This is a genomic window from Tractidigestivibacter scatoligenes, from assembly GCF_001494635.1.
In the GTDB taxonomy this organism is placed as follows: Bacteria; Actinomycetota; Coriobacteriia; order Coriobacteriales; family Atopobiaceae; genus Tractidigestivibacter; species Tractidigestivibacter scatoligenes.
Genome location: NZ_LOJF01000009.1, coordinates 184,390 through 205,047, shown reverse-complemented (window position 1 = coordinate 205,047; position 20,658 = coordinate 184,390). Strand labels below are relative to the sequence as shown.

Sequence of the window (20,658 nt, the reverse complement as noted above, 5' to 3'; positions counted from 1 at the left end):
ACTGGTCTTCGAAGGGGGCTTCCAATGTCTGAGGCACGTACCAAGGCGGGGCTCGCTCGTGCGGCATCGCATGCGCTAGGGCAGGCCGCGGCAGCCAAGAGGTCTGCTGCTATACGGGCCGCCGCGCGGCTCATCCGCGAGCGGACTGACGCCATCGTGGCTGCCAACGGCCGCGACATGGAGCGTTCGCGCAAGGCCGGCATGCCTGGCCCCCTTCTCGACAGGCTCATGCTCGACGCCAAGCGGCTGGATGGCATTGCGTCCTCGCTTGAGGAGATCTCTCGTCAGGAAGATCCCCTTGGCCGTGTGAGCTGGGGCCGCACCCTTGACTCCGGCGTACGTGTTGAGCGCATCTCGGTACCCATGGGCGTTGTTGCGATGATCTACGAGGCAAGGCCCAATGTCACGGCCGATGCTTTTGGCCTCTGCGTACGGTCGGGCAATGCCTGCGTTCTCAAGGGAGGCTCAGCGGCACGTGAGTCCTGCATGGCACTTGCCGCCTGCTGCAGGGACGCACTTGTCGAGACTGACCTTCCTGCGGATGCCGTTCAGTATGTGGACGATGATGCCGAGCATACCCAGACCTCTGAGCTTGTGCACGCGACCGGCCTCATTGATGTGCTCATCCCGCGCGGCGGTGCCTCCCTCATCCGCTACTGCGTTGAGAACGCTACGGTTCCCGTTATCGAGACCGGTACTGGCAACTGCCACATCTACCTGCACCGCGATGCCAACGCCGAGAAGGCCGTGAACATTGTTGTCAACGCCAAGTGCTCGAGGCCCGGCGTCTGTAACGCCGCAGAGTCGCTTCTCGTTGATTCTTGCGCTGCCGAGAAGCTCCTTCCGCCCGTGCTTGTAGCCCTTCACGCGCATGGCGTGGAGCTTGTGGGGGACGAGCTTGCCCGCAAGGTTGCCGCCGGAGTGCAGGTACCCATGGGGGCAGCAACCGAGGACGACTGGGGCAGGGAGTATTTGGACCTCAAGATGAGCGTGAAGTGCGTCGAGGACGTGGTTCAGGCAATCGAGCACGTCAACCGTTATGGCACTGGCCATTCTGAGGCTATTGTGAGCGACTCTTACGCGGCGTGCGAGGCATTTCTCGCCGGTGTTGACGCTGCTGTGGTCTACGCCAACGCGTCGACCCGCTTCACTGATGGCGGTGTCTTTGGCCTGGGCGGCGAGATTGGCATCTCCACCCAGAAGCTGCATGCGCGTGGTCCCATGGGCGCCTCCGCCCTCACCACCACCAAGTATGTTGTGCGGGGGGATGGTCAGGTACGATGAGCGTGGATGTGGGCGCCCTCAGGGAGCGCGACCTGCCGGTGCTTGGCACCGATGACAGCCGGACCTACCGTTTGGGCATCATGGGCGGTACCTTCGACCCAATCCACAACGGTCACCTTGTTGCCGCCGAGCAGGCCTTCGATGACCTTGACCTAGACCTCGTGGTTTTCATGCCTGCGGGGCGACCTGCCTTTAAGCAGGACCGCAATGTAAGCTCTGGCGAAGACCGCTATGCCATGACGCTTTTGGCCACGGCAGACAACCCGCATTTTGTTGCCTCTCGCTTCGAGGTTGACAGGGAAGGCGTTACCTATACGGCTGACACCCTCCGCCTTCTGAGGGAGCTGTATCCGGAAAACGTCGAGTTCTACTTCATCACGGGGGCCGATGCCATAACCGAGATTGTCAAGTGGCGCGACGCCCAAGACATCGCGCGCCTTGCTCATTTGGTTGCGGCGACGCGACCGGGCTACGACTTGGACCGCGCATGGGATGCCATTGATGCTTCCGGGCTCGCCTTTGACGTCACGTATCTCTCGGTGCCAGCGCTGGCCATCTCATCGAGCCACCTCAGGGAGCGCATAAAGGCGGGACAAAGCCTGCGCTATCTCACGCCCGACCCGGTTACGGGATACCTCCACAAGCACGGCCTCTACGGCACCTCGACCAACCGATATGGACACACCTCCGAGGTGGTCGCGTGACGGGTTACAAGGGCGTCATTTGCCACGATGAGCCGGACTACAGCGTCGAGCAGCGTGCGCTCATCGCGCGGCTGGAGTCGGACCTCCGGATGCAGCTTGCCCAGAAGCAGCACCGGCTCGCTCACTCGCTCTCGGTAGCGTCCTGTGCAGAGGGACTTGCCCTCCTCTACGGGGTGGACCCGTTTGAGGCGCGCTTGGCGGGAATCCTTCACGACTGGGAGAAAGCCCTCAGCGGCGAGAAGATCATTGCGCGTGCACGCGAGCTTGAGATTGACATGGGCGTTGACCTCGAGCTAGTCGCACCCTTGCTCCACGGAATCGTGGCCGCGCGCGAGCTCCCGTCGCGCTACCCCGAGGTCCCCCCTGAGGTGTGGCATGCCGTTGAGGTTCACACCACGGCCGCTTCCCAGATGAGCCCGCTCGACATGGTGCTCTTTGTGGCCGATGGCATAGAGCCGCTGCGACCTAAGACGCCTGGCATCGAGGAGTCGCGCTCGCTTGTGGGGGAGGCCACGCTTCCCGACCTGTTCTGGGAATCTTTTGTTGACGGCATTATCTACGTGCTCAAAGGCTCCAGGTACCTCTGGCCGGGTACCATCGATACATACAATAAGCTGGCTGCGGCGCGCAAAGACTCCGCAGCACGATAGGGGAGAACATGGCAATCACACCGTATGAGATCGCTCGAGTAGCCAGTATGGCGGCAGACTCCAAGAAGGCCCAGGACATCGTCGTTCTCGACCTCACGGCCAAGACTGACGTCTGCGACTACTTCGTTATTTGCTCGGCAACCAGCAACCCTCAGACCGACGCCATCGTTGATGAGGTGCGCGAGAAGGTTCGCACCAACTGCGGCGTCACCGCTCTCTCGACCGAGGGACGCGAGGGCAGGAACTGGGTGCTCATCGACTTTGGCAGCGTTGTGGTGCACGTCTTCAAGCCCGAGACGCGCGATTTCTACCGCCTTGAGAAGCTCTGGGGTGATGCCCCGGAAGTCGACATGGGCCTTGAGGATAACCCTGCCTAGCTCATCATTTCCTTAACGTTAACGCTTGGGTCCGCTGTGTGTTCGATGCCGGCGTCATCCCTTCTCGTTTGAACGACTGTGCTATTTTCCGAGAAACCGCAGGTGCGGTGATTGGCACGGAGCACGGTTCTAACTTGAAGGGATGGGTATCATGAAGAGCATTACCGAGCACACCTTCAGCCGTCGTCAGTTTGTCAAGCTTGGGGGCGGCAGCGCCATTGCGTTGGCCCTCTCCGGCTGCGCAAGCAGCGGAAGCAATGCCAGCTCCGGCGCCAGTGCAAGCACAGACGCTGGCTCTTCTTCTGATTCCGCTTCAATCAAGCCGGGCTTCATTACGCTGCATGATGAGAACTCCACGTATGACCTTAACTTCATCAATGCCGCCAAGGAGGCATGTAAGGAGCTAGGCATCAGCGAGGATACCTACATGCTCAAGACCAATGTCCCCGAGGGTCAGGAGTGCTATAACGCCGCAGCAGAGCTTGCCGACGCCGGTTGCAACATCATCTTTGCCGACTCCTTTGGCCATGAGGACTACATGATCCAGGCTGCCAAGGAGTTTCCCGACATCCAGTTCTGCCACTCCACCGGAACCAAGGCGCATACCGAAGGCCTCGACAACTACCACAACGCGTTCGCGTCCATCTACGAGGGCCGCTACCTTGCGGGCGTCGCTGCCGGCATGAAACTTAACGAGATGATCGACTCTGGCAAGATCACTGCCGACCAGGCAAAGATGGGATACGTCGGCGCCTACACGTACGCTGAGGTCATCTCTGGCTACACCTCGTTCTACCTTGGTGCCAAGTCCGTCTGCCCCTCCGTCACCATGGAAGTAACCTTCACGGGCTCCTGGTACGACGAGACTGCCGAGAAGGAGGGCGCAACCAAGCTCATCAACGATGGCTGCGTTCTTATCTCCCAGCACGCAGACTCCATGGGTGCCCCCACTGCCTGCGAGAATGCGGGCGTGCCCGATGTCTCCTACAACGGCAGCACTCAGGATGCATGCCCCAACACCTACATCATCTCGTCTCGCATCAACTGGGTCCCGTACTACAAGTATGCAATCCAGGCCGTGATGGACGGCTCTGCCATCGACACCGACTGGACAGGCACCCTTTCCACTGGCTCCGTTGAGCTTACGGACCTCAACACCTCCGTTGCCGCTGAGGGCACCCAGGACAAGCTCAATGAGGTCAAGGGCAAGCTCGAGGATGGCAGCCTCCACGTCTTTGACACCTCCACCTTCACGGTCAAGGGCGCGAAGCTCGACTCATACAAGGCAGACGTCGACACCGATGCCAATTACACGCCCGATACCGAGGTCGTCTCGGACGGCTACTTCCACGAGTCCGAGTACCGCTCGGCGCCGTACTTCGACGTGCAGATTGACGGCATCGAGCTTCTCGACACCGCCTTCTAAGCTGGCGCGGCCATGAGTGGACGGCCTCCGGTAGTGCGGAGGCCGTCTTTCATTAGTCAGGCAATTCCTTCGAGTGATGGGAAGTCTCGTGGCAGATAGACAACCAGCCGTGCGGATGAGACACATCAGCAAGTCGTTCGGGCAGGTCAAGGCCAACAGCGATGTTGACCTTGACATCTATGGCGGAGAGATCCTAGCTCTGCTTGGCGAGAATGGCAGCGGTAAGACAACGCTCATGAACATGCTTTCTGGCATCTACTTTCCAGATGAGGGCCAGATTGAGATACAGGGTAGCCCCGTAACGATCGCCTCGCCCAAGGATGCCTTCGAGCATGGCATAGGCATGGTCCATCAGCACTTTAGGCTCGTGAATGTGTTCTCGGCTACCGAGAACATCGTGCTGGGGCTCGACGAAGGCGCCGGGCTTGACCTTAAGGGGGCTGCCGAGAAGATCAAAGGCATCTGCGATGCCTATGGTTTCGACGTTGATCCAGACCAGAAGATTTACGAGATGAGCGTGTCTCAGAAGCAGACCGTCGAGATCGTCAAGCTCATCTACCGTGGCGCCGATATTCTCATTCTTGATGAACCTACTGCCGTGCTTACCCCCCAGGAGACTGAGAAGCTCTTTGCCGTTCTTCGCAACATGCGTAATGACGGCAAGGCAATTGTCATCATCACGCACAAGCTTCACGAGGTGGAGGAGATTAGCGATCGCGTGGTGGTACTGCGCAAGGGTGAGAACGTGGGCGAGATGGTCACCGCCCAGTCCACCACGCAGCAGATGACCAACATGATGGTCGGTCACCAGGTGACGCTCAACATCGAGCGCCCCAAGCCCGTCAATCCCACCGAGCGCATCTGCGTCAAGGGCCTCACGGTGAGGGACGACGAGGGGGTGCTCAAGCTCGACGACGTGTCCTTCTCGGCATTTGGCGGAGAGGTGCTGGGTATTGCGGGCGTCTCGAACAGCGGCCAGAAGGAGCTGCTTGAGGCTATCGCAGGCCTTCAAGGCGTCGAGTCTGGCACCATAAGGTACGTTGGCGATGACGGACAGGTCCAAGAGCTTACGGGCAAGGATCCCTATCAGATTGCCTCCATGGGCGTGGCGCTCTCGTTTGTGCCAGAGGACCGCCTGGGCATGGGGCTCGTAGGCAGCATGAGCATTACCGACAACATGCTGCTGCGGTCGTTTCGCGATGGGAAGTCCATCTTTGTCGACAGGAAGGCCCCGAGAGAACTTGCCGAGAAGGTTGTCGACGAGCTTGAGGTAGATACCCCGGGCGTTGACACCCCCGTGCGGCGCCTTTCGGGAGGAAACGTCCAGAAGGTCCTGGTGGGACGCGAGATTTCCTCGTCACCAAGCGTGCTTCTCTGCGCCTATGCCGTGCGCGGGCTTGACGTGAACTCCTCCCACCTCATATATGATCTCATCAACAGGCAGAAGCAGTCCGGCGTTGCCGTGGTGTACGTAGGCGAGGACCTCGACGTCCTTCTCGAGCTATGCGACAAGATCCTGGTCTTGTGTGACGGCAAGGTAAGCGGCATCGTCGACACGCGCTCCACCTCAAAGAACGAGGTTGGTCTCATGATGACGAGACTCAAGGGGGGTGAGGCGGCGTGATTCGCATCACCAAGCGCAAGGAGATGCCTCTATCGCAGTCGATGGCCATTCGGGGTCTCTCGATCGTGCTCTCATTGGTCGTGTGCGGCATCATCACGACAATTCTTACCGGTCTCAACCCCATCGACGTCTACGTGACCTTCTTCAACGGTGCCTTTGGCTCTGCGCGCAAGATTTGGATTCTTCTGCAGGAGATTGCCATCCTGCTGTGCATCTCGCTTGCCCTTACGCCGGCGTTCAAGATGAAGTTCTGGAACCTGGGCGGCGAGGGCCAGGTGCTGGTGGGTGGCCTTGCCACGGCCGCCTGCATGATTCTTCTTGGAGACAAGATCCCCAATCCTCTGCTTATAGCGTGCATGGTTGTGTCTTCGATAGCCGCTGGCGCGGTTTGGGCGCTTATCCCCGCGCTCTTCAAGGCCAAGTGGAACACAAACGAGACTCTGTTCACGCTCATGATGAACTATGTGGCAACGCAGCTTGTTGCCTACTTCATCATTGTGTGGGAGGTCCCCAAGGGTTCGGGCAAAATTGGCATCATCAACCAGTCTACCGAGGCCGGTTGGCTGCCGCAGATTGGCGATTACAAGTATCTGCTCAACATCATCCTGGTGGCTGTCATTACCGTTTTGATGTACGTCTACCTCAAGTACACCAAGCACGGATATGAGATCTCAGTTGTGGGGGAGTCAACCAACACAGCTCGTTACGTTGGTATCAACGTCCCCAAAGTCATCGTCCGCACGCTCTTGCTCTCGGGTGCAATCTGCGGGTTTGCAGGGCTTCTCCTGGTGGGAGGCACCGACCACACCCTTACCACCACCATTGCCAACGGCCGAGGCTTCACGGGCGTCATGGTGGCATGGCTCGCCAAGTTTAACCCGTTCTCGATGATCGGCAGCTCGTTCCTGCTGGTCTTCATGGAGCGTGGCGCCAGCGAGATCTCCACCGCCTACGGACTAAACCAGAGCTTTGCCGACATCCTCACCGGCATCATCCTGTTCTTCATCATTGGTAGCGAGTTCTTCATTACCTACAAGATCAAATTCACCAAGAAGACGGAGGAGGTCGAGAAGGCAAATGTTTGATCTGGTCTCGTTCATTCCTCGAGCCATAGCCCAGAGCATTCCGCTTCTCTACGGCAGTACGGGCGAAATCATCACCGAGAAGTCGGGAAACCTCAACCTTGGCATTCCTGGCGTTATGTACGTTGGAGGAATCTGCGGCGTCATTGGGTCCTTCCTCTATGAGCAGAGCTTTGATGACCCCACGCAGATGAATGCCGCCCTAGGCATTCTGATTCCCCTGCTCTGCTGCCTGCTTGGGTCTCTTCTGATGGGGCTTCTGTACAGCTTCCTCACGGTCACGCTTCGTGCCAACCAGAATGTCACCGGCCTTGCCATGACAACATTTGGTGTTGGCTTTGGCAACTTCTTTGGTGGCTCGCTCATCAAGCTTGCAGGTTCGGACGTCCCCTCCATCTCGTTGTCGACCACGTCTGGCCTGTTTAGGACTACGCTTTCCTTTGCAGGGTCCTTGGGCGACTTTGGGAGCATGTTCCTCTCGTTTGGCTTTCTTGCCTACGTGGCGATAGTAATTGCACTTGTCTCGTCACACGTGCTCACGATGACTCGCATTGGCCTCCAGCTGCGCGCGGTAGGCGAGGATCCCGCCACCGCCGACGCCGCAGGAATTGACATCACACGCTACAAGTTCATGGCCACCTGCATCGGGTGCATGATCGCGGGACTTGGCGGCCTTTACTACGTGATGGACTACGCAAACGGCGTATGGTCAAACGACGCCTTCGGCGATCGTGGCTGGCTTGCCATCGCGTTGGTCATCTTCACGATTTGGCGCCCCAATGTGAGCATCTTCGCTTCGATTCTCTTCGGTGGCCTGTACATCCTGTACCTCTTCATCCCCACGGGTACAGACCTTGCCGTAAAGGAGCTCTATAAGATGCTTCCCTATGTGGTTACCATAGTTGTGCTCGTCATCACGAGCATGCGTAACAAACGCGAGAACCAACCTCCGGAAAGCCTCGGCTTGCCGTATTTCCGAGAAGATCGGTAGCGCTTGGATGAGACAAAGGGACTGTCCCTTTGTCTCATCCTTTGTCCTTTCCCATGGGCGCGGTGCCCGTGGTGTGGTCGCGGAAGCGCAGGTCTCGGCCATAGCTCACGGCGCCGTCGCCAAAGCGGTCACGCAGGGCGTCGGTGAGCTTTGAGAGGGCTGCCTGGTCACGGTGGGCGCCTTCCTCGTAGGGCGTCTCGTCGAAGAGGCCCAACTGCTGGCCTTGGCCGTCCGAGAAATCGGAGATTCCCACGCCCACGAGGCGTACCGGGGTACCCTCGCGCCAGAGTCCCCCTAGGAGGTCTACGGCGACGGGACCAAATACATGCTCGTCGTTTGTGGGCGCGGGAAGCTGCCGCTGAGCCGTTCGCACGTGGAGGTCTGCGTAGCGGAGCTTAAGGGTGACGGTGCTGCCGGCTAGGCCCTTGCGGCGTAGCCTTCTCCCCGTCATTGCGGCTATGTGAAGCACCGCCGCGCGAACCTCGTCACTGGTTGTAAGGTCGTGGTCGAAGGTCCGCTCGTTCGAGACGGACTTGACCTCCTCGGGTACGGCGCGCTCGGCCACGCGGCTCCTCTCGAGGCCAGCTGCGCGCTCCACCAGCCGGGGGCCCATCACTCCAAGGGCCGTACGCAGCTCTTGGGCGTCCGCCCGCGCCAGGTCTCCAAGCGTGTGAATCCCCATTGCGGCAAGGCGCCTCTCGGTTGCGGGGCCCACGCCACTCATAGCGCCAGTGGGTAGGGGAGCCAGAAACGTTCCCTCTGTTCCTGGAAATACAACGGTGAGCCCGCGTGGCTTGTCCCTCTCGGAGGCAATCTTGGCAACGGTCTTGTTCACGCCCAAGCCTATGGAGCAGCTCACCCCAAGGGTGGCAACGCGCGCCTGCACGCGTCGGCATATTTCGATGGGGTTCTCCCGCGAGAAGCGCCCAGGAGTCACGTCGAAGAAGGCCTCGTCGATGGAGACCTGCTCCACAAGCGGCGTCTCGGCGGAGAGAATGTCCATGACTTCGGCGCTTACCTCGCGGTAGCGGGTGAAGTTGCCGTGGGTCCAAATGGCGTTGGGGCAGAGCCTCCTTGCTTGAGCCGAAGGCATAGCAGAGTGCACGCCATAGCGCCTTGCCTCATACGATGCGGTGGAGACAACGCCGCGATGGTCGGCAGAGCCGCCTACAATCACGGGCTTTCCGCGCCATTCGGGATGATCGAGCTGCTCGACCGATGCGAAGAAGGCATCAAGGTCAAGCAGGCCAATAGCCGGCCCGTCCCACTCGAGGATGTCATGTGTGCTCTTTGCCATGGCCCGATTATAGGGTGACGGTGAAGGTGGTGCCCTCCTCGGCGGTGCTTGTGGCCGCAATGGTGCCACCGTGGGCGTCTATGATTCCCTTGCAGATGGCAAGCCCTAGCCCAAACCCGCCGGTCTCCTCGCGGCTGCGTGCCTTGTCAGAGCGGTAGAAGCGGTCGAAGATGTGCTCGAGGTCCTCGGGGTCCATGGGAGCGCTGGCATTATGCACCGTAAGCACCACGTGCTTGTCGGTCTTCTTGAGGCGCACGTCAACGGCAGTGCCCTTGGTTGCGTATTTGGTTGCGTTATCGATAAGGGTGCGTACCGCCCGCGCCATCTGTGTGCGGTCTGCCTGCAGGCGAATGTTGGGTTCGATTTTGCTCTCAATCGAGCACCCTCGCTCAAAAGCCACGCCATCAAACTCGATGGCGCATTCGTCAACAAGCTCCGAGAAGTCGATGTCCTCGAGGGCAAGAACCCGCTTGGCTCCGTCTGCCTGCGCCTCGTCTGTTCGCGCAAGCGTGAGCAGGTCCTCGACAAGCGCCTTCATGTGGCTTGCCTCGTCGTTGGTGCTTTCGACCCACGTACGAGTGTCTGGGGGGACGTTTGGGTCTTCGAGGAGTATCTGGGTGTTTGCAAGGATAACCGCCAAGGGCGTCTTGAGCTCGTGAGATGCATCAGAGACAAAGCGGCGCTGTGAGTCCCAAGACTTCTGTATGGGCTTCATGATCCAGGCGGATATCACCCAGACAATTGCAAACAGTACGGCCATGGCCACCAGAACAATCACGACGTCCGTCATGGTCTGTCGGGCAAGCGAGGAGTCAACTGATTGCGTGTCAACGATCGAGATGCGCCAGCCGGTCTCGTTTTGGGCTCGCATCCAAGAGAGGTGCAAGTTCGCATCGTGGCCCGAGTCTTCGCTCGATGAGAGCACCTCGGCGATTATCTGCGTGAGGACGTCAGGATCGATGTAGTAGGAGCTTTTTGCAATTATGGTTCCGTCTGTTGAGACGTCCGCAGAGAGCGTGAGCCAGTTTGGCCCATGGGGCTCATCCCCATCGCCCTGGTCACCAAAGCGCGGCGTGAAGTCGATGTCCTCCTTGAGCCCATGGGTCAAGGCCGAATACACGATACTGGACTGGTTCATGTAGCTGCTCACCAGCGTAGATCCAAGAGCAACTACAAGCACCAGTCCAACAAGAGCCATGGTGATGACGACGAACTCTCTGCGAAGCTTCTGCAGCATCCGGGGCACCTCCCCCCAACAAGATCCAGCGGGTGCCCGCTAGTCCTCGAAGAGCTCCAGCCTATAGCCGAGCATCCTGAGCGTGGTGATTTGTACCTTGGACCCAACATGTGCGAGCTTCTTGCGCAGGAACGAGATGTACGCTTCCACCGAGTTCTCGGAGGCCTCTGCGTCGGCACCCCAGACCCTCGTGAGGAGGTCCTGCTTTGAGATGACGCGAGAAGAGGCGCTCATGAGCATTCGCATGAGCTCGAACTCCTTGCCGGAGAGGTGAATCTTCTTGTCTCCGCAGGAGAGGTCATGCGTGGTGAGGTCAAGCGTGAGGTCCGCAAACTTGATCTCGTCGATCATCACCTCGCCCTTGCGACGGGTGACGGCACGCAGGCGAGCAAGAAGCTCCGGCGCGTCGAAGGGCTTTGTCATGTAGTCGTCGGCACCGGAGTCAAGGCCCTCGACCTTGTCCTCCGTGGAGTTGAGTGCCGTGAGCATGAGCACGGGCGTCGAGATGTCGGCACGACGCATCTCGTGCACGACGTCATAGCCATTCATGCCGGGCAGCATCACGTCAAGGATGACGGCATCGTAGAGACCGCTTTTCGCACTCGTGAGACCAGACGTGCCGTCATAGACGGCCTCGGCGTTGTAACCAGCGTCAGAGAGGATGCGGACAATGGCGTCGGCGAGGTTTCGCTCGTCTTCGACAACGAGAACGTTCATGGGTTCCTCCTTCATTTCCGTCTTGCCTGCATAATCGTACGTTGTGAGTCTTAAATCCCACTTAAACGCAAACTCGATGCAGCCCGTAAGCGCATGGTTCACAAAATCTGCAACTTGCGCACATGCTGGGTGGGCGTAGAATGTCTAATTGCTATGTGGCTATGCGGTGCAGCCATGACACTACACCAGGGCACCGCTCGTATGGAGGAGTTTTCATTGGCAGTTAAGATTCGTCTGGCCCGTCACGGTGCCAAGAAGCGTCCGTACTATCGCATCGTCGTCGCCGACAGCCGCATGCCTCGCGATGGCCGTTACATCGAGCAGGTGGGCCGCTACAACCCCCTGACCAACCCCAAGACCATCGAGATTGACCTCGAGAAGGTTGACACCTGGATTTCCAAGGGCGCCCAGCCCACCAACACCGTCTCTCACCTCATCGACGTTGTCCGCAATGGTCAGCCCGTCGTTGAGAAGAAGGCTAAGATCTCCAAGAAGGCCGCTGCCAAGGCTGCCAAGGCGGCCGAGGAGGCTGCTGAGGCCGCTGCCGAGTAGGGGCGCCTTTCATGGAAGACACCATTAACGACGAGGTCGACGAGGAGCAGGAGATGCCCTCCGACAAGGTGGCAGACCTTGTCGAGTACATCGTCTGTGGTCTTGTCGACGATGAGGGTGCCGTATCGCTTGACGTTACCGATAGCGACGAGGGCTCGCTCATTGAGGTCACCTGCGCCGAGGCCGATGCCGGCCGCGTGATTGGCCGTAAGGGCCGCACCATTAAGGCCATTCGCACTCTCGCGCGCGCCCTTGGGCAGCGCGTGGGGACCTCTGTCGAGGTCGAGGTCGTAGGCTAGGCAACCTTGCGGGATCGCTACAGAGTCATAGCCCGTGTCGAGAAGTCACACGGAAGAACGGGGGAGGTCGTGACGGTTGCCGTTCACGGCCTTCCCCCTCTTGTTCGCGAGGGCCTCGAGGTCTTTGTGGTGCCTCCTCGTCTTAAGGGGCCCAGGTCCTACGTCGTGACGCACGTCTCCGAAGGGGCACGTGGGCAGCTTGTCTCGCTTTCGGGCGTGACAGGCATCAACGAGGCTGACGGCCTTCGCGGTCGCTACTTCCTCGCACGCGAGAAAGATTTGCCGGATGACGTCGCGCTTCATGATGCAGAGGCGCTCTTTGGCCGCGAGGTCACCGACGAGTGCCTTGGCTTTCTCGGCACCATCGAGGAGGTCATGGTGGGACCCGCCAATGATGTCTGGGTTATCGAGGGGCCGTTTGGCGAGGTGCTTGTGCCCGTCGTGGAAGACGTTGTCCTGGAGGTTCCGGATACAGGCGCCATTCGGGTCTGTGTGCCTTCCGGCCTTGTCGATGGCGGTGACGTCCAGTGATCATCGAGACCCTCTCTGTCTTTCCCGGCGTCTTTGCACCCTATCTTGACGCTTCTATCATGGGGCGCGCACAGGCCAAGGGCATCTTTTCGTTCGAGGCATATGACCTGCGCGACTGGACCCATGACCGGCATCGTACGGTTGACGATGCGCCGTTTGGCGGGGGTCAGGGCATGCTCATGAAGCCCGCACCCATCTTCGAGGCGGTTCGCGACATCTCGTCGCGCGGAGAGCACGTTCCCCATGTAGTGTTCTTCTCCCCCTGCGGACGCCGCTTTGACGAGGAGGTGGCCGAGCGCCTCTCCCACGAGGAGCGCCTGCTCTTTGTCTGTGGTCGGTACGAGGGTATGGATGAGCGCGCCTATCGCCTTGCGGACGATGTGCTCTCGCTTGGCGACTATGTGCTTACCGGCGGGGAGCTTCCAGCCCTCGTCGTTATCGATGCCGTTGTGAGGCTTCTGCCTGGGGCGCTTGGGGACGAGATGAGCGCCCTCGACGAGTCCTTCTCGGATGGACTTCTCGAGTACGCTCAGTACACGAGGCCGGCAGACTATGATGGGCTGTGCGTGCCTGAGGTCCTTCTCTCCGGCGACCACGGTGCCGTGGACGCATGGCGAAGGAAGAGCGCCATCGAGCGCACGGCACGCTGGCGTCCGGATCTGCTTGCTGGAGCCGGTCTCTCCCCGGACGAATGGGAGCTCGCGCGGCAGATAATGGAGCAGGACCATGTCACAGGGGCGGATGGCAACGACGATTCTGCAACAGGAGGCGAGTAGCGTGGCCAAAAGCACGACAAAGGAGAAGGGAAACGGTTTTCTCGACGTTATCGTGACCATCCTCGTTGCGCTTGGCGTGGCGTTTCTCCTCCGCACCTTTGTGGTTGGGGTCTATGAGGTTCCCTCTGGATCCATGCTCGAGACCATACAGGAAGGCGATCTGCTCCTTGGCGAGAAGGTTTCGCTTAACTGGGAGTCACCCAAGGCTGGCGACATCGTGACGTTTGACAGCCCACGCGAGCCTGGCACCACCCTTGTGAAGCGCGTCATCGCTGCGGGCGGCCAGACCGTCGACCTGCGAGACGGAAATGTGTATGTTGACGGCGTCCAGCTGGACGAGTCCTCCTATACCTTGGGCAAGCCCAGCTACTCGCTGTCCGACCAGGCTGGTTCGGCCGGCATAACCTACCCCTACACCGTTCCCGATGGCTGCATCTGGGTCATGGGGGACAACCGCACCAACTCGCTTGATTCGCGCTACTTTGGCGCGGTGAGGGTGAGTTCGGTGACGTCGAAGATACTCTGCATCTATTGGCCGATTTCCGACGTAAAGGGCCTGTAGCACCCGCGTCGGCGTCTTTGCCTGGAGGAAGGACGGATATGAGCGAAAGCCCGCTTACGTTCCAAGACATGATCCTCGCCCTCGAGCACTATTGGGCTGACAAGGGCTGCACCGTGATGCAGCCGTATGACTCTGAGGTGGGCGCAGGTACCTTCCACACGGCTACGCTCCTGCGCTCGCTTGGACCCGCTGCCTGGCGCACCTGCTACCCGCAGCCGTGCCGTCGACCGGCTGACGGCCGTTATGGCGAGAACCCCAACCGCCTGCAGCACTACTACCAGTTCCAGGTGCTCCTCAAGCCCTCGCCTGTGGACTCCCAGGACCTCTACCTTGGCTCTCTTGCCGCCATTGGCCTTGACCCCGCCGAGCACGACGTCCGCTTTGTCGAGGACGACTGGGAGAGCCCAACGCTCGGCGCCTGGGGCCTTGGCTGGGAAGTGTGGATGGACGGCATGGAGGTAACGCAGTTCACCTACTTCCAGCAGGTTGGTGGCATCGAGGTCGACCCGGTGCCCGTCGAGATCACCTACGGCCTCGAGCGCATTGCCATGTACGCGCAGGGCGTGAACTCGGTATATGACATCGTCTGGAGCTACCTGCCTGACGGCACCCCCATGACCTACGGTGACGTCTTCCTCGAGAACGAGCGCGAGTTCTCTGCCTATAACTTCGAGGTTGCCAACGTCGACCTCATGCGCGAGAAGTTCGACGAGTACGAGGCCGAGTGCCACTCCTGCCTCGATGCCCACCTGCCGCTTCCTGCCTATGACTGCGTGATGAAGTGCAGCCACGCGTTTAACCTGCTCGACTCCCGCGGAGCAATCTCCGCCACGGAGCGTGCCAACTACATCCTGCGCGTCCGTACCGTTGCCAAGGACTGCTGCGAGGCCTACCTCGCTGAGGTGGCTGGCAAGAAGGATGCTGCAACCACGAAGGGGGAGGTGGCCTAGATGGCCGAGACGAGGGACTTCCTGCTTGAGATTGGCTGCGAGGAGATGCCGTCTGCCCCGCTCAACCACGCCGTGGTTCAGCTTGGCGAGCTGGTGCGCAAGGGGCTGGACGAGGCCGGCCTTGCGCACGGCAAGGTTGAGACCCACCAGACTCCGAGGAGGCTCGTTGCCTACGTCCATGACGTGGCACTTGCTACCGAGGAGCTCAACGAGGTAAAGCGCGGGCCCGCGGCCAGCATCGCCTTTGACGCCAACGGCGCCCCCACCAAGGCGGCCCAGGGCTTTGCCCGCAAGTTTGGCGTCGATGCCTCCCAGCTTGCGCGCCGCGTGGACTCGGACGGCCGCGAATATGTCTTTGCCGAGAAGCACGTTGACGCTCGTCCAGCAACGCCAATCCTCTCGGCTCTTTCCGAGCAGGTAATCGGCTCCATCGAGTGGCCCAACTACAGGAGCCAGCGCTGGGGCTCGGAGCACCAGACCTTCGTGCGCCCCATCCGCTGGATTTGCGCTCTTCTCGGCTCTGACGTTGTGCCCGTGAGATATGCCGACGTCAAGAGTGCTGGCACCACGCGCGGGCATCGCGTGCTTGGCCCTGGCGACCACAAGGTTGAGAGCCCCGCTGCCTATGCCGACGTGCTGCGCCAGAACGGCGTACTGCTCGAGGACGAGCGGCGCGCCGCCATTCTCGATGGTGTGAGCAAGGTCGAGGCAGAGCGCCCCGGCTGCCGCGTTGACACACCCAAGCGCACCCTCGACGAGGTCGTGAACCTCTGCGAGTGGCCCACGGTCCTGGTCGGCACCTTCGACGAGGAGTTCCTCAAGGTCCCGCATGAGATCATCTGCGAGTCCATGCTCTCCAACCAGCGCTATTTCCCCGTCTACGACGCCGAGGGCAACCTTACACGTGAGTTCGTCGTTGTCTCAAACGCGGACCCAAAGGTCTCTGCAACCGTGGTCGACGGCAACGAGCGCGTCGTGCGCGCCCGTCTCGACGACGCTAAGTTCTTCTACGAGGAGGACCTCAAGGTTCCCATGGACGAGTTCGTTGAGCGTCTGGGTACCGTCGTCTTCCAGGAGAAGCTTGGCACTGTGCGTCAGAAGGTCACGCGCATGGAGGCGCTCGCCGAGGCCGTGGCCAAGGCGGCCGGTGCAGACGAGCGCACGTGCGAACTTGCCAGGCGTGCGGCTCACCTTGCGAAGGCAGACCTCGTGAGCCAGGCCGTGGTCGAATTCACCAACCAGCAGGGCGTCATGGGCGGCTACTACGCCAAGGCGGCGGGCGAGCCCCAAGAGGTCTGCGACGCCATCCGCGAGCACTACCGTCCGCGCTTTGCCGGCGACGAGCTTCCGTCCGGATTGGTTGGCAAGTGCGTGGCCATTGCCGACAAGCTCGACACTGTGTGTGGCATCTTCGCCATTGACGAGCCGCCCACTGGCTCCTCCGACCCGTTTGCCGTTCGCCGTGCGGCAATCGGTGTGATCGCCATGCTGCGTACGCTTCCCTCCGTCCATCTGCGCCCGCTCATTGACCTTGCTCTTGCGTCCTACGCCGAGCAGGGCATCGAGTTTGATGCCAAGGGCGTTGCCTCCTCGGTTGCCTCCTTCTTCCAGGGTCGCCTTGCGGCCATCGCCAAGGACGAGGGAATCGCTCCCGACGCCATCGAGGCCGTGGGCTCCGTGGGCGTCATCGACCCCGATGAGTTCGTCCGCCGTGCTTCCGCCCTTGACCGCGCTCGCTCCGAGAGCCCTGAGCTTTTCGAGGACCTTGCGACCGCCTACGCGCGCGCCGCTCACCTTGCCGACGCCTCGCTTGGTACGGACGTCGACGCAAGCATGCTGGGAGACGCGGAGAAGGCGCTTCTCGCTGCTTGCCAGGAAGGCGAGAAGGCCGTCTCCGCTGCTCTTGCCTCCGGTGACTTTGATGCCGCTTGCGAGGCTCTCGCTGGCCTTCGTGGGCCAATCGACCGCTTCTTCACCGATGTTCTCGTCATGGATCCAGACGCCTCGGTGAGGGACAATAGGTTGCGACTTCTCAACCGTTTCGCTGGCGTCTTTGGTGACGTCGCCGATATTGGTGTACTTTCGAAGCGAAAGTAGGGCAAGAGCGGTTACACTTGCAGCAACGTCCCCGCACGATTGCGTCACTTGGGAGGATTGACTATGAGGAAACTTGATCTGGACGACGACGTCTTCGGCCATGTTGTCCCTGCCATCTACGTGCTCTCCGACGCACGCGGCGAGACTGCCAAGGCCGTTGTGGAGGCTGCCGCCGCACAGTTCGGTGACGGATCAGTCGAGATCATTCGCGTGTCTGGTGTCGAGAGCGTCGAGCAGGTCCGAGACTACTTCGACAAGAACTTTGACCCGGACAGGCCGAGCGCCGTTTTCCACACGTTTGCCAACGGCCAGCTTCGCCGCGAGATTCGCCGCGAGCTTGACAGGAGGGGCATTCCCTCCATCGACCTGCTTGGGCCTGCCGTCACGGTCATCTCCACGCTCACCGGTGAGGAGCCGAGCCACGCCATTGGCGCTACCTACTCCGAGCATCCGGCTGGCAACGAGTAGCTCATAGGTTCAATTTTTAGTCCGTTCAGGGGGCCAGACTCACGTCTGGCCCCAATTTTGTTACGTTCGCCGGCGTATTTTTCCGTCTACCGGTTGGTGCTTGATTTTGGCATCTTCCATAATTGGGTCTGTCTAGAATTGGGCGTTGCGGTGCCCTGAACCTGGCGCCGCGATGTGAGTGCGCGCTGAAAGGCGTGTCAGGTTGTTCGAACAGGGGAGTGAAATGTCTGAGAAGCACGTGTACCGCTTCGGAAAGGACGAGAACGGCAACAACGTGACCGAAGTTGCCGGCGCTACCGTCGACGAGGCGAAGTGGATCACCGGCGGCAAGGGCGCCAACCTGGCGGAGATGGCCAACATCGGCCTTCCCGTTCCTCCGGGATTCTCCATCACCTGCCAGACCTGCGTCGCTTACTCGTCCGCTGGTAACGTCTGGCCCGACGGCGTCCTCGACGAGATCGACGTCTACCGCAAGGACCTCGAGAAGCGCATGGGCAAGAAGCTCGGCGACAAGGACGATCCGCTGCTCGTCTCCGTCCGCTCCGGTGCCCCCTTCTCCATGCCCGGCATGATGGACACGGTCCTGAACCTCGGTCTCAACGACGACTCCGTCCAGGGCCTCATCAAGAAGACCGGCAACCCCCGCTTTGGCTACGACTCCTACCGCCGCTTCGTCCAGATGTTCTCGGACGTCGTCATGGGCGTCGATGGCCAGCTCTTCGAGGATGCCATCAACGCTAAGAAGGCCGAGCGCGGCGTGAAGCTCGACACCGAGCTCAACGCTGACGACCTCAAGGACCTCGTCGTTACCTTCAAGCAGATCTTCTCCGACAACGTCGACCCCGAGAAGTACCCCGAGGTCGTCGTCGACGGCAAGCCTGTGTTCCCGCACGACCCGTACCTCCAGCTGCGCCTTGCCGAGCAGGCGGTCTTCGGATCCTGGAACACCCCGCGTGCCATCCTGTATCGCAAGCAGAACAAGATCCCCGATGACCTGGGCACCGCTGTCAACGTCCAGTGCATGGTCTTCGGCAACATGGGTGACACCTCGGCCACTGGCGTCGCGTTCACGCGCAACCCCGCCGACGGCACCAATGAGCGCTACGGCGACTTCCTGGTCAACGCTCAGGGCGAGGACGTCGTGGCCGGCATCCGCAACACCGAGCCCATCTCCGACCTTCCCAAGACCCCTGGCCTCGAGGAGGCTGGCAAGGAGCTCTACCACGTCTTCGAGATTCTCGAGGATCACTACGCTGACATGATGGACCTCGAGTTCACCATCCAGGAGGGCAAGCTCTGGATGCTCCAGACCCGCGTGGGCAAGCGTACCGCTCTCTCTGCGCTCAAGGTTGCCATCCAGATGTACGAGGAGGGTCGCATCTCCAGGGAGACCGCCGTCATGCGCGTTGCCCCCGAGCAGCTCGACCAGCTCCTGCACCCGCAGTTCGACCCTAAGGCCAAGTACGAGGTCCTCGCCAAGGGCCTGAACGCCTCCCCCGGTGCTGCTACCGGTGCCGTGGTATTCTCGTCCGCTGACGCCGAGGCCTTCAAGGAGGCCGGCAAGCCCTCCATCCTCGTGCGTTGGGAGACCACGCCCGACGACCTTAAGGGCATGGTTGCTGCTGAGGGCATCCTCACCTCTCACGGCGGCAAGACGTCCCACGCGGCCGTTATCGCCCGTGGCATGGGCGCCCCCTGCGTCTGCGGCGTCGAGGCGCTCCACATCGACGCTCCCAACAAGGAGTGCAAGGTTGCCGGCACCGACGTTGTCCTCCACGAGGGTGACATCATCTCCATCGACGGCACCACGGGTGACGTCATCCTGGGCGAGGTGCCCCTGGTTCGTCCGCAGCTTGGCGGCGACCTCGAGACCATCCTCGACTGGGCAGACGAGGTCCGCAAGGATCCTGCCCGCGGCCGCGTGATTGGCGTTCGCGCCAACGCCGACAACCCCGCCGACGCGCAGCTCTCCGCCGACAACGGCGCCGAGGGCATTGGCCTGGACCGCACCGAGCACATGTTCCTGGGCGAGCGCAAGCAGCTCATCCAGAACTTCATTCTCGCCGAGTCCGACGACGTCAAGCAGGAGTCCCTCAAGAAGCTGGGTGAGGCCCAGAAGGGTGACTTCCTTGGCATGTTCAAGGCCATGGACGGCAAGACCGTCATCGTGCGCCTGCTCGATCCCCCTCTGCACGAGTTCCTCGACAACCCGCGCGACCTTGAGGTCGAGATCACCAAGGAGGAGTGCGCCGGCAAGGACTGCACCGAGAAGCGCGCCCTGCTTGCCAAGCTCGACTCCTTCCAGGAGGCCAACCCCATGCTCGGTCTTCGTGGCTGCCGCCTGGGTATCGTCTACCCCGAGCTCAACGTCATGCAGGTCCGTGCCATCGCGGGGGCCGCTGCCGAGCTCAAGAAGGAGGGCTTCGACCCCAAGCCCGAGATCATGATCCCGCTCGTTGCCTTCGAGTCCGAGATCGAGCTCGTCCGCGCCGGCGTCGAGAAGACCCTGAAGGAGGTCGAGGAGGAGACGGGCGTCAAGCTCGAGATCCCCATCGGCACTATGATCGAGCTTCCTCGCGCTGCCATCACCGCCGACGAGATTGGCAAGCACGCCGACTTCTTCTCCTTCGGCACCAACGACCTCACCCAGACTTGCCTCGGGTTCTCCCGTGACGACGTCGAGTCCGCGTTCATGCCGCTCTACCTCGACAAGAAGATCGTCAAGCGCAACCCGTTCGCGACCGTCGACCCCGGCGTCGCCAAGCTCGTTCAGATGGGCGTCGAGGGTGGCCACAAGGCCAACCCGGACATCGTCTGCGGCGTCTGCGGCGAGACCGGTGGCGACCCCGAGTCCATCCAGGTCTACTATGACCTCGGTCTCGACTACGTGTCCTGCTCGCCGTACCGCGTGCCCATCGCCCGCCTTGCGGCCGCACAGGCAAAGATCAACTCCAACGGCGGTCCTGCTAAGGTCGCCTAGCATTCTGGCGTTGATGCACGTCTAGCTCACAAGGGGGGAGGGGCTTTGAGCCTC

The 20,658-nt window shown here is 60.8% G+C and carries 20 protein-coding genes; 17 read left to right on the top strand and 3 right to left on the bottom strand.

What is annotated here, in order from left to right; all coding sequences use genetic code 11:
* Nucleotides 1-24 precede the first annotated feature (24 nt).
* The 8 genes from AUL39_RS05460 (at nucleotide 25) to AUL39_RS05425 (ending at nucleotide 8,138) form a co-directional block, all read left to right on the top strand.
* Nucleotides 25-1,284: a glutamate-5-semialdehyde dehydrogenase gene (locus AUL39_RS05460; protein ID WP_059054486.1), complete on the top strand. Its 1,260-nt coding sequence runs from the start codon at nucleotides 25-27 to the stop codon at nucleotides 1,282-1,284.
* Nucleotides 1,281-1,988, top strand: coding sequence for a nicotinate-nucleotide adenylyltransferase (gene nadD / locus AUL39_RS05455; RefSeq protein WP_059054484.1), 708 nt, complete (start codon nucleotides 1,281-1,283; stop codon nucleotides 1,986-1,988). The genes AUL39_RS05460 and nadD overlap by 4 nt, the downstream gene beginning before the upstream one ends.
* Entirely contained in the window at nucleotides 1,985-2,638 is a 654-nt protein-coding gene (gene yqeK / locus AUL39_RS05450) for a bis(5'-nucleosyl)-tetraphosphatase (symmetrical) YqeK (RefSeq protein WP_235810775.1), read from the top strand. Before nadD ends, yqeK begins: the two co-directional genes overlap by 4 nt.
* Before the next feature lie 8 nt (nucleotides 2,639-2,646).
* Nucleotides 2,647-3,015 carry a ribosome silencing factor gene (gene rsfS / locus AUL39_RS05445; protein WP_059054482.1) on the top strand — a complete coding sequence of 123 codons (369 nt, stop codon included), beginning with the start codon at nucleotides 2,647-2,649 and terminating at the stop codon, nucleotides 3,013-3,015.
* Nucleotides 3,016-3,166: 151 nt separating this feature from the next.
* Nucleotides 3,167-4,441 carry a BMP family ABC transporter substrate-binding protein gene (locus AUL39_RS05440; protein WP_082667263.1) on the top strand — a complete coding sequence of 425 codons (1,275 nt, stop codon included), beginning with the start codon at nucleotides 3,167-3,169 and terminating at the stop codon, nucleotides 4,439-4,441.
* An 88-nt stretch (nucleotides 4,442-4,529) separates the two neighbouring features.
* The gene (locus tag AUL39_RS05435; RefSeq protein ID WP_201783917.1) at nucleotides 4,530-6,065 is read left to right on the top strand and encodes an ABC transporter ATP-binding protein; all 1,536 of its coding nucleotides are present in this window, start codon (nucleotides 4,530-4,532) and stop codon (nucleotides 6,063-6,065) included.
* A complete protein-coding gene (locus tag AUL39_RS05430) occupies nucleotides 6,062-7,150 on the top strand; it encodes an ABC transporter permease (protein WP_059054480.1) in 1,089 nt (362 codons plus the stop codon). The genes AUL39_RS05435 and AUL39_RS05430 overlap by 4 nt, the downstream gene beginning before the upstream one ends.
* A complete protein-coding gene (locus tag AUL39_RS05425) occupies nucleotides 7,143-8,138 on the top strand; it encodes an ABC transporter permease (RefSeq protein ID WP_059054478.1) in 996 nt (331 codons plus the stop codon). The genes AUL39_RS05430 and AUL39_RS05425 overlap by 8 nt, the downstream gene beginning before the upstream one ends.
* 34 nt (nucleotides 8,139-8,172) lie before the next feature.
* On the opposite strand, the gene dinB is transcribed toward AUL39_RS05425, so the two are convergent.
* The 3 genes from dinB to AUL39_RS05410 are packed head-to-tail and all read right to left on the bottom strand — an operon-like array spanning nucleotide 8,173 to nucleotide 11,389.
* A complete protein-coding gene (dinB, locus tag AUL39_RS05420; RefSeq protein WP_059054477.1) occupies nucleotides 8,173-9,435 on the bottom strand; it encodes a DNA polymerase IV in 1,263 nt (420 codons plus the stop codon).
* Nucleotides 9,436-9,442: 7 nt separating this feature from the next.
* Nucleotides 9,443-10,672, bottom strand: a complete 1,230-nt coding sequence (locus tag AUL39_RS05415; RefSeq protein WP_070807561.1) for a sensor histidine kinase — start codon at nucleotides 10,670-10,672, stop codon at nucleotides 9,443-9,445.
* Between the two features lie 39 nt (nucleotides 10,673-10,711).
* On the bottom strand, nucleotides 10,712-11,389 hold the full coding sequence (locus AUL39_RS05410) for a response regulator transcription factor (RefSeq protein WP_059054475.1): 678 nt from the start codon (nucleotides 11,387-11,389) through the stop codon (nucleotides 10,712-10,714).
* A 216-nt stretch (nucleotides 11,390-11,605) separates the two neighbouring features.
* Between AUL39_RS05410 and rpsP the strand changes: the two genes are divergently transcribed.
* The 9 genes from rpsP to ppdK all read left to right on the top strand — a co-directional run bounded on the left by rpsP (nucleotide 11,606) and on the right by ppdK (nucleotide 20,604).
* On the top strand, nucleotides 11,606-11,941 hold the full coding sequence (gene rpsP, locus AUL39_RS05405) for a 30S ribosomal protein S16 (RefSeq protein ID WP_059054473.1): 336 nt from the start codon (nucleotides 11,606-11,608) through the stop codon (nucleotides 11,939-11,941).
* Nucleotides 11,942-11,952: 11 nt separating this feature from the next.
* The gene (locus tag AUL39_RS05400; protein ID WP_059054471.1) at nucleotides 11,953-12,240 is read left to right on the top strand and encodes a KH domain-containing protein; all 288 of its coding nucleotides are present in this window, start codon (nucleotides 11,953-11,955) and stop codon (nucleotides 12,238-12,240) included.
* 69 nt (nucleotides 12,241-12,309) lie between these two features.
* Nucleotides 12,310-12,771, top strand: coding sequence for a ribosome maturation factor RimM (locus AUL39_RS05395; RefSeq protein ID WP_235810774.1), 462 nt, complete (start codon nucleotides 12,310-12,312; stop codon nucleotides 12,769-12,771).
* On the top strand, nucleotides 12,768-13,547 hold the full coding sequence (gene trmD, locus AUL39_RS05390) for a tRNA (guanosine(37)-N1)-methyltransferase TrmD (RefSeq protein WP_059054468.1): 780 nt from the start codon (nucleotides 12,768-12,770) through the stop codon (nucleotides 13,545-13,547). Before AUL39_RS05395 ends, trmD begins: the two co-directional genes overlap by 4 nt.
* A 1-nt stretch (nucleotide 13,548) precedes the next feature.
* A complete protein-coding gene (lepB, locus tag AUL39_RS05385) occupies nucleotides 13,549-14,109 on the top strand; it encodes a signal peptidase I (RefSeq protein WP_059054466.1) in 561 nt (186 codons plus the stop codon).
* Nucleotides 14,110-14,147: 38 nt separating this feature from the next.
* Nucleotides 14,148-15,059, top strand: a complete 912-nt coding sequence (locus AUL39_RS05380; protein ID WP_059054464.1) for a glycine--tRNA ligase subunit alpha — start codon at nucleotides 14,148-14,150, stop codon at nucleotides 15,057-15,059.
* Nucleotides 15,060-17,156: a glycine--tRNA ligase subunit beta gene (gene glyS / locus AUL39_RS05375; RefSeq protein ID WP_059054462.1), complete on the top strand. Its 2,097-nt coding sequence runs from the start codon at nucleotides 15,060-15,062 to the stop codon at nucleotides 17,154-17,156.
* Between the two features lie 63 nt (nucleotides 17,157-17,219).
* On the top strand, nucleotides 17,220-17,624 hold the full coding sequence (locus AUL39_RS05370) for a kinase/pyrophosphorylase (protein WP_059054460.1): 405 nt from the start codon (nucleotides 17,220-17,222) through the stop codon (nucleotides 17,622-17,624).
* Nucleotides 17,625-17,847: 223 nt separating this feature from the next.
* Nucleotides 17,848-20,604, top strand: coding sequence for a pyruvate, phosphate dikinase (gene ppdK / locus AUL39_RS05365; protein WP_059054458.1), 2,757 nt, complete (start codon nucleotides 17,848-17,850; stop codon nucleotides 20,602-20,604).
* Nucleotides 20,605-20,658 lie beyond the last annotated feature (54 nt).

Excerpts from the sequence above, each read along its gene's own strand:
- rsfS (WP_059054482.1), top strand. The coding sequence starts at position 2,647 with ATGGCAATCACACCGTATGAGATCGCTCGAGTAGCCAGTATGGCGGCA.
- AUL39_RS05460 (WP_059054486.1), top strand. The coding sequence starts at position 25 with ATGTCTGAGGCACGTACCAAGGCGGGGCTCGCTCGTGCGGCATCGCAT.
- dinB (WP_059054477.1), bottom strand. The coding sequence starts at position 9,435 with ATGGCAAAGAGCACACATGACATCCTCGAGTGGGACGGGCCGGCTATT.
- nadD (WP_059054484.1), top strand. The coding sequence starts at position 1,281 with ATGAGCGTGGATGTGGGCGCCCTCAGGGAGCGCGACCTGCCGGTGCTT.
- AUL39_RS05370 (WP_059054460.1), top strand. The coding sequence starts at position 17,220 with ATGAGGAAACTTGATCTGGACGACGACGTCTTCGGCCATGTTGTCCCT.
- AUL39_RS05425 (WP_059054478.1), top strand. The coding sequence starts at position 7,143 with ATGTTTGATCTGGTCTCGTTCATTCCTCGAGCCATAGCCCAGAGCATT.
- AUL39_RS05400 (WP_059054471.1), top strand. The coding sequence starts at position 11,953 with ATGGAAGACACCATTAACGACGAGGTCGACGAGGAGCAGGAGATGCCC.
- AUL39_RS05380 (WP_059054464.1), top strand. The coding sequence starts at position 14,148 with ATGAGCGAAAGCCCGCTTACGTTCCAAGACATGATCCTCGCCCTCGAG.
- glyS (WP_059054462.1), top strand. The coding sequence starts at position 15,060 with ATGGCCGAGACGAGGGACTTCCTGCTTGAGATTGGCTGCGAGGAGATG.
- AUL39_RS05415 (WP_070807561.1), bottom strand. The coding sequence starts at position 10,672 with ATGCTGCAGAAGCTTCGCAGAGAGTTCGTCGTCATCACCATGGCTCTT.
- AUL39_RS05440 (WP_082667263.1), top strand. The coding sequence starts at position 3,167 with ATGAAGAGCATTACCGAGCACACCTTCAGCCGTCGTCAGTTTGTCAAG.
- AUL39_RS05410 (WP_059054475.1), bottom strand. The coding sequence starts at position 11,389 with ATGAACGTTCTCGTTGTCGAAGACGAGCGAAACCTCGCCGACGCCATT.
- ppdK (WP_059054458.1), top strand. The coding sequence starts at position 17,848 with ATGTCTGAGAAGCACGTGTACCGCTTCGGAAAGGACGAGAACGGCAAC.